General features: G+C 43.7%; 16 protein-coding genes and 1 pseudogene. 2 read left to right on the forward strand and 15 right to left on the reverse strand.

From position 1 onward, the window contains the following. Positions 1–2 precede the first annotated feature (2 nt). The 10 genes from GWP40_RS04825 to GWP40_RS04870 all read right to left on the reverse strand — a co-directional run bounded on the left by GWP40_RS04825 (position 3) and on the right by GWP40_RS04870 (position 6,111). A complete protein-coding gene (locus GWP40_RS04825; protein WP_006187903.1) occupies positions 3–617 on the reverse strand; it encodes an ATP synthase subunit E in 615 nt (204 codons plus the stop codon). Between the two features lie 170 nt (positions 618–787). Continuing rightward, positions 788–1,843: an aldose epimerase family protein gene (locus GWP40_RS04830; protein WP_212566278.1), complete on the reverse strand. Its 1,056-nt coding sequence runs from the start codon at positions 1,841–1,843 to the stop codon at positions 788–790. A gap of 499 nt (positions 1,844–2,342) precedes the next feature. After that, the gene (locus tag GWP40_RS13380; protein ID WP_212566279.1) at positions 2,343–2,480 is read right to left on the reverse strand and encodes a type II toxin-antitoxin system YoeB family toxin; all 138 of its coding nucleotides are present in this window, start codon (positions 2,478–2,480) and stop codon (positions 2,343–2,345) included. Between the two features lie 3 nt (positions 2,481–2,483). Next, on the reverse strand, positions 2,484–2,687 hold the full coding sequence (locus tag GWP40_RS04840; protein ID WP_230974610.1) for a type II toxin-antitoxin system antitoxin, RelB/DinJ family: 204 nt from the start codon (positions 2,685–2,687) through the stop codon (positions 2,484–2,486). A 249-nt stretch (positions 2,688–2,936) separates the two neighbouring features. After that, positions 2,937–3,467, reverse strand: a complete 531-nt coding sequence (locus GWP40_RS04845; RefSeq protein WP_212566280.1) for a GrpB family protein — start codon at positions 3,465–3,467, stop codon at positions 2,937–2,939. 479 nt (positions 3,468–3,946) lie between these two features. Beyond that, a complete protein-coding gene (locus tag GWP40_RS04850) occupies positions 3,947–4,636 on the reverse strand; it encodes a flavodoxin family protein (RefSeq protein ID WP_016523494.1) in 690 nt (229 codons plus the stop codon). A gap of 3 nt (positions 4,637–4,639) precedes the next feature. Continuing rightward, a complete protein-coding gene (locus GWP40_RS04855; protein ID WP_016523493.1) occupies positions 4,640–4,831 on the reverse strand; it encodes a hypothetical protein in 192 nt (63 codons plus the stop codon). A 156-nt stretch (positions 4,832–4,987) separates the two neighbouring features. Continuing rightward, on the reverse strand, positions 4,988–5,326 hold the full coding sequence (locus GWP40_RS04860; protein ID WP_212566281.1) for a hypothetical protein: 339 nt from the start codon (positions 5,324–5,326) through the stop codon (positions 4,988–4,990). Positions 5,327–5,357: 31 nt separating this feature from the next. Beyond that, positions 5,358–5,723, reverse strand: a complete 366-nt coding sequence (locus tag GWP40_RS04865; protein WP_212566282.1) for a TIGR02328 family protein — start codon at positions 5,721–5,723, stop codon at positions 5,358–5,360. Then, positions 5,695–6,111 carry a YbgA family protein gene (locus GWP40_RS04870; protein WP_212566283.1) on the reverse strand — a complete coding sequence of 139 codons (417 nt, stop codon included), beginning with the start codon at positions 6,109–6,111 and terminating at the stop codon, positions 5,695–5,697. Before GWP40_RS04870 ends, GWP40_RS04865 begins: the two co-directional genes overlap by 29 nt. Before the next feature lie 75 nt (positions 6,112–6,186). Here GWP40_RS04870 and GWP40_RS04875 point away from each other — a divergent pair. Continuing rightward, positions 6,187–6,916, forward strand: a pseudogene (locus tag GWP40_RS04875) (carboxylesterase family protein); the annotation flags it as partial. Positions 6,917–7,002: 86 nt separating this feature from the next. After that, positions 7,003–7,674: a methyltransferase family protein gene (locus GWP40_RS04880; RefSeq protein WP_016519404.1), complete on the forward strand. Its 672-nt coding sequence runs from the start codon at positions 7,003–7,005 to the stop codon at positions 7,672–7,674. Between the two features lie 12 nt (positions 7,675–7,686). On the opposite strand, the gene GWP40_RS04885 is transcribed toward GWP40_RS04880, so the two are convergent. From GWP40_RS04885 to GWP40_RS04905, 5 genes are read right to left on the reverse strand one after another with little or no spacing between them, the layout of a single operon-like run. Beyond that, the gene (locus tag GWP40_RS04885; RefSeq protein ID WP_212566284.1) at positions 7,687–9,099 is read right to left on the reverse strand and encodes an ABC transporter ATP-binding protein; all 1,413 of its coding nucleotides are present in this window, start codon (positions 9,097–9,099) and stop codon (positions 7,687–7,689) included. Next, a complete protein-coding gene (locus tag GWP40_RS04890) occupies positions 9,093–9,833 on the reverse strand; it encodes an energy-coupling factor transporter transmembrane component T (protein ID WP_212566285.1) in 741 nt (246 codons plus the stop codon). The genes GWP40_RS04885 and GWP40_RS04890 overlap by 7 nt, the downstream gene beginning before the upstream one ends. Then, positions 9,830–10,414, reverse strand: a complete 585-nt coding sequence (locus GWP40_RS04895) for an MptD family putative ECF transporter S component (protein WP_212566286.1) — start codon at positions 10,412–10,414, stop codon at positions 9,830–9,832. The genes GWP40_RS04890 and GWP40_RS04895 overlap by 4 nt, the downstream gene beginning before the upstream one ends. A 19-nt stretch (positions 10,415–10,433) precedes the next feature. Further along, the gene (locus GWP40_RS04900) at positions 10,434–12,173 is read right to left on the reverse strand and encodes an ABC transporter ATP-binding protein (protein WP_212566287.1); all 1,740 of its coding nucleotides are present in this window, start codon (positions 12,171–12,173) and stop codon (positions 10,434–10,436) included. Continuing rightward, on the reverse strand, positions 12,166–13,911 hold the full coding sequence (locus GWP40_RS04905) for an ABC transporter ATP-binding protein (protein ID WP_212566288.1): 1,746 nt from the start codon (positions 13,909–13,911) through the stop codon (positions 12,166–12,168). The genes GWP40_RS04900 and GWP40_RS04905 overlap by 8 nt, the downstream gene beginning before the upstream one ends. Positions 13,912–14,056: the final 145 nt, after the last annotated feature.

The raw sequence follows: 14,056 nt of genomic DNA on the forward strand, positions 1-14,056 counted from the left end.
CCTTATAACTCCTTTACCGCATCCTTCAACAGGCGTGCAGCGCGTGAGCTGATATAGGCGGAAAATAAATCGGCAACCGCTTCTGCAGAAAAATCATAGTATGCCGAACCGTCCTTTACCCCAATTCTAAAGCCGCCTGCAAGCTGTGCATCGGATTTAACCTCGATGCCTTTTTCAACCTCTTTCTTAAACGCAGCGAGCAAAGCGCTTTCCAGCTTTTTAGCATCTTCAGGGGACATAATAACGGAAATATCGGCTTCGTTTGTTTTAATCCAGCCCTTTACCGCTTCGGGAATCAGCGTTTTGAGTACATCGCTGTTATATGCCGCTGCTGTTTCCGCTTTGATGAGGGCATCGAGAGAAGCGGTAACTCCTTCTCTAAAGGCGATGAGCGCATTGCGGCAAGCCTGTTTAACGGCAGCCTCCGAAGCGTTTGTAAACCGTTGGGATTCGACCTCGGTCTTTTTGAGCAAGGTTTCAGCCTCTTTTTCCGCATCCGCAACGATAGCCTTTGCCTTTTTCTCCGCTTCGGCAATGATACCCGCAGCTTGCTGTTCAGCAGAAGCAATACCGTCCTGCTTGATCTTTTCAACAAGATCCTGTAACTGAACTTCCATAATCAACTCACCTCTCTTATGTATGTATCGTCATATTGTTTGTATCGATTTTATAACAGGCTCGATCAGTTTCTATTATATCAATCTCAACTATAAGTATAGCATTTATCCGGTATCGTTATAACCCCGATAGTATCTATTCCCAATTGTGCGCTGTTTGCTCCTTACCGCTAAACGGTAAAGCGCCACTGCGTTTCGTGCCGATATACTTCGCCGGGATGAACCCATACGGAAGGAAATTCAGGACGATTGGGCGAATCCGGTACATGCTGAGTTTCAAAGCACACGCCGGAGTGCTTGTTGTACACATTGCCGTTCTTTCCTTGCTCGCCGTTTAAAAAATTCGCGGTATACATCGTAATTGCCGGCTGTGTTGAATAAATACGCAGTGTTCTGCCTGTCGTCGGCTCAGTTACAACCGCAGCAAGCGGAACATCGTCCGCACCATCCGCATCGCGCAGCCATGTCCCGTCATAGCCGTCTTTTAATTGAGCAAAATCATGCGATAACAACTTCGGAGTTCGGAAATCGAACGGCGTTCCTTCTACCGGTAGCAGCTTGCCTGTCGGTATAAGCGAAGCGTCAACTTCTGCATAGCGACTTGCTGCCAGCTGTACATGATGATTAAGAGCCGAAACATAACCCCCATCGGCCTCCATTCCGGCAGGATTGAGATTAAAATACGTATGGTTTGTCAGATTGATCGGAGTTGTTTTCGTGGTATGAGCTTCGTACCGAAGTGTAATGGTATTGTTTTTATTGAGGGTATACGAAACAGTAAACCGGACTTCTCCGGGAAAACCTTGCTCACCGTCGGGGCTTATTCGGGAAAAACGGATACCCGCCTCATCGTTGCCGGAAATAATGTCGGCTTGCCACAACTGCTTGTCATACGCAGGATAGCCGCCATGCAGACAGTGTTTTCCGCCGTTATTACGGGTCAGTGTATAGCATTTTTCTTCTATAGAAAAACAGGCATTTGAAATCCGCCCTGCACATCGTCCGACAATGGAACCGAAATGAGGTTTATTACGGATATATCCTTCGAGTGTTGAATAACCGAGTACAACATCATCATATCCGCCCTTGGCTGCAGGTAATAAAATCGCGGTAATACAGCAGCCGTAATCGATTGCCGAAAACGACATTGTGCCATTAGAAACCGTAAAAATCGATACCGCATCTCCCGACGACAGCATCCCGAACCGCTCTTTCTTTACTTCCATACTACCTGCCCAAAGTTACCTGCAAAAAAGTAAACGCTTGTACTTATTGTACAATCCTTTCCACAAATTTACAAGAATACTTTTGAAAATATATGGACCCTTATAAATTGCAAGAGGTATTGCCCCAAAAGAATAATCAAGTACACTTGTAATGATGCTGCACAGCATACTTTTTTTCTTCCTCTTTGAAACCGTTTTCTACCAACTAAAATTCTTTTTCTAAACTCGCAATATACTCTTTCAAACGAACTCATCTCCTTTTTCTTCACGGTTTTCTCTCTACGTATTTGCCGATATTATACCATTTTTAAGGCTTTCATTCACTGTCAGATTTTTCCCCTTGCCATCAAGTATTTCATAGAAATAGATAGAAGAAGAACAGAAAAAGCTGATACAAAATCATCTGTTTTTCTCTATTCTTTCCGTTCTTATGTATAGTACGAATGTGCATTTTTGTTCCACAACCTTTACAATGCAGCAGTTCCGATAATAGGTGGATTTAGGTTCCAGCCTTAACGAAGAAACGAGTTCGTTCAATATCAGCAAGTAATTGATTTATTTTTTTGAGGATTTTTTTATCTTGCATTATCCAATAAGTGTAATCAGCCCACGCATCATCTGAAAAATCTTTATGCAATTGTTACGCCTCGACAAGTTCACGGATTGAATGCTGCCCATTTTCCATTTGAGCTTTAGAATGTTCCAAAGCCTTTATATTGTTATCCGAATAAAAAGAATTATCTTGAACGATTTCAAAGGGGATTTTGCGCTGGATTAACGTTTGCTTTAAAAAGATACGTATCGCAGTTGTCGTATCCATTCCGATTGATTCGAAAAAAAGCATCTGCATCTTGTTTGAGCGTTTTATCTATCCGTGTTTGTAAAACTGCTGTTTTCATAGTTACCTCTTAGTATTAGAGTAATACAAAAGCAATAGAAACGCAATACTTTTGTAAAAGGTGTTATCCCAGGTTTGATGTAGGCAGCGGCAGATTTACTAGTTTGTGAATTACTTTGTAGCTTCTTATTTAATTGTTTGAGTTAGGCAAGCTGGAATTTATCGTTTAAAAAGCTCGGACAATAATTATGTTGCCTATTCTTTCCATATTACAGCATTCTTTTCCATCTGTCGAACAAAAGAAGCTTTTCCGCCGCAGTAGCTGTCTATATCGTAGGGATATTTTTGGGCAAGCGTACGTTTTAAGGCAGAATACTTTCCGCAAACATCTTTGTGCGTTCTGAGATAGTCTCTGACTGCTAAATGGCGGCTTATATCAGCAGTATTGTCTTCGCGAAAAATATGAATATGATGCGTCCTGTCGTTGCCGCCTTTGCACAAATAGCGTCGTCCTTTGATTCCGAACTCGCCCATATATTCATAGCCGATTTTCTCAAATTCAGTGCTGACCCCATCTACTTCTTCAAGGCTATGCACAACAGGCATAATATCAATGATTGGTTTTGCATAAAGTCCTTTAACAGCTGTACTGCCTATATGATGAATTGTAACGCAGTTATCTTGCAAGATCCCTTTTATTTTTAATGCTTCTGAATTATATTGCTCAACCCATCTCGGGTCATATGCAACTACAATAATATGCCGTGCCAGTTTACCCCTCCACAATTTCTCATGTGTCAGCTAATAAATTTACTCGCCAACTTATACACTTGATTTATTTCTTTGCTTTCTAAGTTCCAATTATTGAGTTCAGCTTCAATTAATTCCGGAAATTTTTTGCTAATATCCCTTAAAGCGTTTCCTATCGATTTCCTAACATAGTCACTCGTATCTTCTTTTAAGGAAGCAATTCGTCTAATAGCTTCATTCGGATTATCTTTGAAATATGGTCTGCTCGTCCATATTCTTAATCTGGAGCGGTAGCGGAACAGCGGACGTAGCGACCCGAACGCAGTGAGGGAAACCTCCGAAGAAAAAAACGATGAACAATGGCTTTCTTTTTATAGCGAAGCCTCACAATATTAATCCAAATGAATTCCCTTGGTTTCCAAATTATTGACTAAACTTTCAAGTTAATATGCGGCATCTCTAAAAACCCGGTTGGTTTTCAAAGGTTCCCTATAGAATATTTCCAAAGTTTATCATTATTTCCACGGACGGTTTTTATCCCGCCATCCCTTTTCCTGCCAATAATCCGTATCTGCCCGATTCCGGATTTTATTTTGTAAGAGGCGTATGATATTGAACATCAGTTTTGTTTTTATTCCGGGCTTCGCTTTACCATACTTATCGGTAATTTTTTTTGCAAGAGAGCTTAATGCTTTATCTATGGATTTTTTATTTTTTTCACTTACATCTTGCCATTTTACAGCCTGAACAGCTTTGCCGTATGTGTAAATTTCAGCAACTCCCCAAAAAAACAAACTGTCTGCCATATCTTTATTTGCAGATTTCATACCCCCACCCGCGGCAGTGGAAATACACACACCCTGCTTCGAAAACATTGTTTCCTCCGGTCGGTGTACCATCCAACGATATCCGTAATGATCTAAAAATGCTTTCATAGAACCCGTTGGGTGCATTACATATACGGGACTTGCAAGAATAATCAAATCGGCTTTGTCTATCGTCTCGGTAATAGGGTTAAGTCTGTCGAAATGCGGACATTGTTTTTCCGATTCTAAAAAACACTTTGTACAACCGGTACAAAACTCACCGAAATCTTTCGGCAAAAAAAACTCTTTTATGTTTCCCCCGACTTTCAATGCCAGATTGCTCGCAATATGATATGTTGATCCCTTATGATTTTGTCCGTGTATAATCACTGTTTCCATCGTCTAAAAATCATCTCCTCGGATTTCGATTTTACCGTTTATTTCATTGACGATGATATGATGATTCTCATCTTCAATAATTGTGTTCCATGTATTTTCCATGCGGCTTGAATTTTCCGGAATATTTTTTTCGTGCAAAAACAGAGATAGATTCAATAATTCATATAAATCTTCTTTAACCGCTTCTCTTACCATAATCACAACTCCCCGGCGATTTTCAGCTGCCCGTATTATACCACAAGTATTGAGCACTATCTATGTTTAAAAGATTGATTCGGCAGATCCTTGTTTGAAGAGCGTTGTTGCTGCAAGAGATGAGCAAAAAAAGATATTAAAAGGGTTAGCGATGGGTTATCCTACGGCAGTCATTACTTTACCGATAAAGTAAATTCCCCAGATTACTCCGCCTATAATCAACAGCCTTACCAGAGACAGAAAAGCGATGGACCATGACTTTCTTTTTATATTTGTATCTCTTTGAAAACTCAAAGCAATAACAGCAAACTTCAATAAAATGCTGATGATGGCTATGGCTAGTCCGTACCGGAAAACAAGACCTACCATAAAAAAGCCGATCTCCACACTTCCAAGTCCCAGTGAAAAACCGATAACAAAGCATACACAAATAGTGATGTCTAGGGCTATGGAGCCCCACAGTATATATTTAATGAGCTTTTCGCTTTTATCCATACAAAGTTCCATACATTTGCTGTTACCCTACTTAATCCAAATGAATTCCCTTGGTTTCCAAATTCTTGAGACACTCACGATAATAGCAATCATCATGTTCAGTATATATGGGGTTGAGTATTTCGATGACCGCTAAATTATTATATGCCGGACATTTTCTGCCGCGATAGTCTTTGTCCAGCCACTCAGGACTGACCTTGTAGCCTCGCCGATTCATCTCCTCCATAATGAGTTGGTGATAACAATAAAGCAGATAGGGTGAATAACGAAAAACATAATTGACAGTTGCATGCTGCCTGCCCCAGCCGTTTCCGCGCAAGGCACAACACTCCCTATGTTGTCCCAACAGCTGTTGACGCGGGAGTTTGTTAATCATATCTTGATGCCAAAGTCTCATCTTGTTCTCCGAATAATAGATGCGATTGCTGCAAATACTTGTTAGGGTAGACTGCAAGGAGCTTGCGCACAGCGCCCAACAAAATTTCCTGTTCCGCCTGACCGCTGCGATATTGCTCCAAACAATACATAAACTCCGCCTTTTCATCCTGAGTAGCCTGCTTCTTAAAATATCCCCAGATATGCTGAAACGCGTTGCAGACTTGTCCTCGATCCTCCGGTAAAGTGCGCGCCTGATCAATGAGAGCCAACACATACTGCACTTGTGCATTCTCCCGCTTTAAATACTCGCGAATCTCGTTATAAATAGAGCCGGACTTGCTGAGAACGAGATATTTATGTGCTGCCCAAAGTTTCTGACATTCTTTTAATTGATTTGCTTCTCTCATATCGTTTCTTTAAATCTCGAACAAATTCGCCCAAGGTCAGGTTTTCGAGATGCCCTATCACTTATTCGGAATCCCCTGAAAAAATTGTCGGCTAAAAAATTGATGAAACTAAAAGGAGGTCAAAATGATATCATTGACGGCAAGTTTTTTACAGAGCACCCGATGAATCTGTTGGAACGAGGATCATTCCCTTGTATGCCGGTACTGATAGGGTCAAATAAAGATGAATTTTCCATGATTGAATTACCGATGTACTACAAAGCCCTTGGAATTACAAAGAACAAAGAACATTTAAAAAGAATTTCTGTTGAAAAAATACGGAGGATTTGCAGATTCTCTTGAATCCGAACTAAAACCGGAAGCGAACGGAATCGTAGACTTACAAATTCAAATCATGGAGTTGCTTGTATTTCACTCAAGTGCACTGTTCCTCATGGAAAAAATCGGAGAAAAATCTCCCGTATACGGATATAGAATGAATTATATTCCTAATCTATATAATGGACTTCGCGGCTCATATCATGGGGCGGAACTTGCATTTTTCTTCGGCGCCATAGATAACATGAATATACACATTACCGATGAAAATAAGGCTGCCGTTATTGCAATTCAAAAGGACTGGATACAGTTTATTAAGTTCGGCAAGATAGAAGGGCGTCCGCTTTTTAATGAAACCGGAAAAATTACAGAATATGATAAAGATATCAAAACCATACCGTTTCCGCATGCAAATCTTATTCACCATATTCAAAAGAGCGGTATTGCCGATAAGCTCAGAAAAGAATATATACAGAACCGTAGATAAGTTTCCGTAAAAATAACAGAAAAGCATTGTGAAAAAATTATACAGCTCATAAAGAACTGAGCGAAGGGGAATATAAAAGAGGTTGTATGGAAAAAGATTTATGCTTTAAAGCACTGTTAAAGTTTTCTCTCGGCGTGGTGGCCATAGGAATTTTATTGTTTTTACCTGCAGGAACTTTTCATTATTGGAAAGCATGGTTGTTGATGGGGATATTATTTATTCCGATGCTCTTCGCAGGAATTGTATTACTGTTGAAAAATCCGGACTTGCTCAAAAAACGCTTGAACACAAAAGAATCGCAAGCGGAACAACGTCTGGTGATAAACTTAAGTGCCGCAATGTTTCTTTTGGGATTTGTTTTAGCCGGATTGAATTTCCGCTTCGGATGGATAATAGCACCCGATTGGTTGTCATGGACAGGTACCGCTATATTTCTGCTTTCATATATGCTTTATGCGGAAGTATTAAAGGAGAATGCCTACTTATCACGAACGGTTGAAGTCCAAAAGGGGCAAAAGGTCGTTGATACCGGATTGTATGGGATCGTTCGCCATCCTATGTATACCATAACGATTTTTTTATTTCTGTCGATGCCTTTGGTACTGGGTTCTCTTATCTCTTTTGTCGTTTTTCTTGCATATCCTGTCATTATTGCAAAAAGAATTATAAACGAAGAAGCAGTGCTTGAAAAAGATTTAGACGGATACACCGAATATAAAAAGAAGGTAAAATACAAAATCATTCCGTATCTGTGGTGATGCGGAAAAAACTTATACGGTTATACGCCTCGTGCAGCAGGAGCGGATAAGTTCGCCGTCGTGGGTTACAACGAGAATTGTTGTGCCCATCGATCGAAGTTTTTCCAGCAATGCGGCGGTTTCTTTCATGTGCGCATAATCAAGGCCGCTGGTCGGTTCGTCAAGAAGCAGTAAGTCCCGCCCGGATGCAAGGGCGCAGGCAATGGCGAGCCGCTGTTTTTGTCCGCCGGAAAGGCTCTGCGGATGACGATCGGCAAAGTCCGCCAAATCAAGATTTCTTATGATTTCCATTGCCGTTTCTTTCTCGGTTGCTGTTCCTTTTTTTAGGCTGATAAGAACCTCATCCAGTACACTTTCTGTAAAAAGCTGATTGCCGGTATCTTGCATAACCATAAAACAAAGCTTCTTTCGAGATTTGCTGTCGTAAAGTTTTCCCTCATACTCCAAGGTACCTTTACACCGTTTTTCCAGTCCGCATAAACAATTGAGGAAGCTGGTCTTGCCTGCGCCGTTTGCTCCCACGATTGCCGTAATTTGCCCTGCAGCGATTTGCAGTATTGGAATATCCACAATGTTCTTTTTTTCGCCGTGATAGGCAAAGTGGAAATTTCGCAGTGTGATTGGTCTGTCTCCTTCTCGAAAAGAATCCATTTGCATTTCCGCAGGCGATTCCATCACGGTTGTACGAAGCCCCATTTGTGTAAGCTGATTTTGTGTAAGCTCCTCTTTCCCGCTTCCGGTAAATTCTCCGACAATCTCTCCGTCACGCAGAACTACAGCGCGGTCAATGATGTCCCACAGGTATGCAATGCGATGCTCCGCCGCGATAATGGTTTTTCCCTCTGCCTTCCAGCGCAGGATAAGCTCTCGAAGCATCAGCGTTGCCGTATAGTCAAGATTTGCAGACGGCTCATCGAGCAGTATGATTTTCGGTTCGGATACATTTACGGAAGCGCAGGCTATTTTTTGTTTTTCGCCGTCAGACAGGCGGAAGATATTGCGATCCATCAAAGATGCCATACGGAAATGTGCAACGGTACGGTCGATTCTGGTATAGATTTCCTGCTCAGGCAGCCCTCTGTTTTCACATCCGAATGCAAGTTCTCCGGTGGTATCGACATTGTAAAACTGGGTTCTGGGATTTTGGAAAACGGTGCCTATGATGAGTGCGGTATCATAGAGTTCACGATCCTTAACACTGTCGCCGTCAATGAAGATATCACCGCTGAGTGCTCCGGAATAGAAGTGCGGAATCAGACCGTTTATAAGCCGCAATATCGTTGTCTTTCCGCACCCTGACGGGCCCGTCAAAAGGACGCATTCTCCCGTTTTTACCGTCAGATCAATATTTTTCAAACTACTTGCATACGTGCACTCAACATTTCCGGCGCCGTAACGAAAACTGACATTTTTAAGTTCTACCATAATGCTACTCTGCAAAGCTCCAAAATCCACATGACAACAACGGCGAGGCAGATAATCAGCAATATCAAATCCTGCACTCGAAATCCGATACGGCAGATGTTAGTGCGCTTTATCGGAGCGCCCAATCCGCGTGTCAACGCAGCGGCAGATAGGTCTTCTCCGATACGGACGGTTGAAGTTATCATAGGAACCAGTTGGTACTCCACAACCTCTCCGGCTCTTACACCGCCTAACCGAATTCCGCGCATACCCATCGCTCGTCTGATGGATTTCCATTCCGCTCCAATGGTCGGAAACATCCTGAACATCACCGACATGGGAATGGTGATTGCTTGAGGAATATGAAGCCGCTTCATAGCGGAGATAAATTCACTAACGGACGTCGTTCCAATCAAATATCCGCCCATAACTACCGTAACTGCAAAGCGCGTTAAAATTCCTCCGCACATTAAAGCAATGAAGTTCAGCAGTCCCGGCAAATACGGCATAGCGATCAGCAGCCCATAACCGACCGCAAGCATAATAACCCCGCGTCCAAACCGTTTCCATTGCCGTTCTATGAGCAGCAATAAAAACGGAAGAACCGACAAGATTATCTTAATCGATTTCATTTGAGAGCCGCCAAGTCCGCCCATAACAAATACCGCTAAAACGAGCACGAGTGCAAGCTTTGTGCGAGGGTCGAGAAAGCCGCGTCTTTTTTCTTGCGACAGTGCGGATGAGTATGCTATCACGCAAGACCTGCTTTCTCAAAATGCTTTTTCAAAAGAGCCTTGCCAAGAAGCCCTCCGAGAATTCCGCAGACTAAACAAGCAGCCAGTAGTACCGGCGCCATCCAGAGGGGCATAAGTTTTGAAACCGCATCAATATATGCCTGACCATAATCCGCTCTCTGTGCAAAGTATCCCTCGTAGTCCGTAAACAGCGGTAAGTAATTTCCGAAAATCCACACACTGAACAGTCCATAAGAGAGAACCGCTTTTTTGGCGTTCTTGTATTCTCCGCTCTTAAAACACAGTTCCGCAAGTCCTCCTGCGATTGCGCAGGTAAGGAGCGGCCACGGTCCCATACCGGTAAGCAGCATTAAGATTCCCATAATCATAGCCATGATAAAAATCATTCCGGGCTTTTTCACCTTTGTTAAAAAAAGCATAAAAGGAATACCGCCTATAATCGGTACAAATACCGACAGAAGCGGCAAAAATATCGGTATCATGCCCAACATTGCAATCGCAAATAAAATGACAAAGTAAATTGCGCTGTAGATTCCGATGTTAATCAAATCCCGACCTTTCAGTTTGCTTTCGCTTTTCATTTAAAATTCCTCCATATAATTATTTATGCACCTTCCAGCTTGCAGCTTCGCGCCGTTCGCAGATAAAGTTGCGGTATATGCCGTCCTGCTCCATCAGTTGGGTATGGGTGCCGTGCTGCACAATCTTGCCGTGGTCTACGACGATGATCTGATCGGCTCTCTCTACGGTTTTCAGCCGATGGGCTATCATGATGACGGTCTTTTCGGCGGTGAGTGCTTGGATGGCGTGCATCAGCTCGTTTTCATTTTCGGGATCAATGTTGGCAGTTGCCTCATCCAAAAAGATGACCGGCGCATTTTTCATCATAGCGCGGGCGATGGAGATGCGCTGTTTTTCGCCGCCGGAAAGACTTGCGCCGCCTTCGCCGACTACCGTATCGTATCCTTGGGGAAGGCTTGAGATAAAGTCATGGCAGCAGGCCTTTTTCGCCGCAGCGATCACATCTTCCATCGGAGCGCCGGACTGACCAAAGCGGATATTGTTGGCGATGGTGTCGTGGAATAAATAGACCGATTGGAACACAAAACTGAAATTCGCCATCAAGGAATCCATATCGTAATCCTTCACATTCCGGCCGCCCAGCATAACGGTTCCCCCGTCTACATCCCAGAACCGTGCAAGCAGATTTACCAAGGTGGTTTTTCCTCCGCCGGAAGGACCGACAATCGCCGTCGTGGTTTTTTCCGGAATATGCAATGAAATCCCGTCGATGATTTTCCGCTTCTCATACGAAAATGCTATATCCTGCGCAGTAATATCACGCACTGCCGGTGTAATATTTTCTCCGGATATATCCATCTGCGGCGTGTTCAGAATTTCCTGCGCCCGGTCAACACTCATATCAACCACGCGCAGCAGTGACGAATATTGTCCTGCCGTTTCCAGACCGGTATAGATGATAAATGCGGAGATTACCATGACAACGGCAGTCAAGGCGTCCATACTTCCGGCACAATAAAATACGCATGAAAAAGCTACCATTGCCACACCGGTAAGCTTGGCGATAAAACTCTGCAATGCTATGCGAGGCACCAGTGTCATTTCCATGTCGATATTGATCTTACTGTTTTCCGAGATTGCCTCATTTAATTCCTTGCTCTTAACTCCCGTCAACCGGTAAGCCTTAACCTCGGTCATCCCTTGCAGGTATTCCAGAACCTTTTCTACGAGCCTTTCATCTGCGCGTATCTTTTTTCCCGACACCTTTTCGGAAGCAATCCGGAGACGGCTGTTTGCAAAAAGAAACAGCGAAAAACCGCAGAGCAGCACACAGGCGATTCTCCAGTCGAAGAAAAACAACATGACGACAATAAGCGAGGTTGTAAGCAAGCCGTCGCAGACAAGCATTACCACACGGGTTGCAATATTTTCAAGACTTTCCATTATATTAGTTGTGATAGACGTAATCTGTCCGAGGCTGTTGGCGTTAAAGTATCCCATCGGAAGATACCGCAGATGCTCCGCAATCTCCACCCGTTTTTTCGCACAAGTGTCATAGCCCCCTTCGGTCTGCAACATAACGGCCTTTGATTTTAGCAATCCCGATCCGGCAATGCTGATCAGCATAATCCCTAACGAGAGCAGGATATCTTTTGTGTCTACCGTTCCGTTCATCAGCGCCCGAATCATCACTGCAATCGCCGGAATCTTTAGCGCCTCAAACAGCGCCTGAATAACATTGAGCCGAATGGAAGTGATAAATTTCCGGCGGTTTTCTTCACCGCAGAACGCAAAAAACTTTCTAATAACTTTAAGCATGATCTTTCACCTCAATATGTGCATTCCACATCGTTTCATATAACCCGTGATGAGAAAGAAGCTCATCATGGGTTCCGCTGTCTGCAACGGTGCCGTCTTTAATAACATAAATACAATCGGCAGCGGTAATCGTCGAGAGCCGGTGCGCAATCACGATGAGCGTCTTCCCCTCCGTCAGCTTAGAGATAGAGCGCTGAATAACCGCCTCGCTTTCAGGATCGGTGTAGGCGGTTGCCTCATCCAAAATGATAATAGGCGCCGCTTTCAGCATTGCTCTTGCAATGGAAATACGCTGCCGCTCGCCGCCGGAAAGATGCCCGCCGGAAGTGCCTACCACGGTATCGTAACCATTCTCCAGTTCCAAAATGAATTCATGGCAACCGCTTTGTCTTGCCGCTTCCTCCACTTCTGCATCAGTTGCATCCGCCCGTCCAATGCGGATATTTTCCCTGACCGTCATGTTGAATAGATAATTATCCTGCGAGACAAAGGCAATCTTATCCGAATACGCCTCTTGCGGAATTGCGCGAATGTCCGTATCCCCCAGCAAAATTGAGCCGCTGCTCACATCCCAAAGCGAAGCGATGAGACGAGCAATGGTACTCTTTCCGCTGCCGGAAGGACCGACCAGCGCAATAAAGCTGCCCTCCGGGATTTCCATAGAAATGCCGTGAAGCACTTCCTGTTCTTTATACGAGAAATGAACATCCTGCAACTTCAACATGTTTTTCTTTGGAACGGTTCCGTCTAATGGGCGCTCCATTTCGGGAGCATACAAAATACTTTGAACTTCACCGAAAATGGTTCCCATCGTTCGAAAGTCGTCCGAATAACTCATCAAGGTTATAAGCGGTGTGATGATGCCGACAGACAAAATAATGATTGTTACCAGATTCTGCGGAGAAAGATATCCTCCCTTTACCAACAGACCGCCGATGGGGAGCACGGAAACCATTGTGGCGGGCATGATTACCGTGGCGAATGTAAAGGTGAGAATACAGGAGCGCATCCAATCGATATAGCTGTGAGCTGCTTCATACGCGTCATGCACGAAGCGGTCGTAGGAACTTTTTGTATTTCCGAAAACCTTAATGACTTGAATACCGCCGATATATTCAACCGCCGTATCATTGAGCGCTTTTGTGGCTGTAACCGTGCGTTGATAAAATTGAGGACTGCCCTTCATCATAAGACCGTAACAAAAAAAGCCAACCGGTATCGTTGCAAGAGAAGCCAGCCCCATACGCCAATCAATAGTAAAAATATAGATCAAAATGATAACGGGGATCAGTAAATTTGCGGTGAACTCCGGAACGATATGCGCCAGTGTTGTTTCAATGCTGTCGATACGTTCGATGAGTGTATTCTTGAGCGCTCCGGAACTTTGCTCCAGCATCGCCCCCAGCGGCATTCTTGTCAGTTTTTCCGTACAGCGTTTTCGGAGTTCCCCGAGCACTGCAAACGTTGCCTTATGACTTGTCGATGTGCTAAGCGCATGAAACAGTACACGGCAAAACCAGAACGCTGCGATAATCAGACAGCGAACCATATAATATGATAGGTCTTTGTTTCCGCCCATCAAACCATGTACGATGCCGGCAACAACAAAATACGGTGCGATAGAAAAGGCCACGCCGATAACTGCGAGGATAACACTCAGCACATATTGTCCTTTGTGTTCCCCTGTTTGTCCCAAAGCCCACGCGATAGGCGAAGGACTCTTTTCTTTTTCCTTCATAAGCAATTCTCCTTATGGAAACTTCTAAAAAACTGCAACGTTCAATTACTCACCGCAGAGGCGCAAAGGTATTGGGAGGGTATTGGGTTAGCTGCCCCCTAGGTGATTTCTCTGCGCTCTTTGCGTCTTGGCGGTTATTTTTTTA

This window comes from Treponema vincentii (assembly GCF_018336815.1).
In the GTDB taxonomy this organism is placed as follows: Bacteria; Spirochaetota; Spirochaetia; order Treponematales; family Treponemataceae; genus Treponema.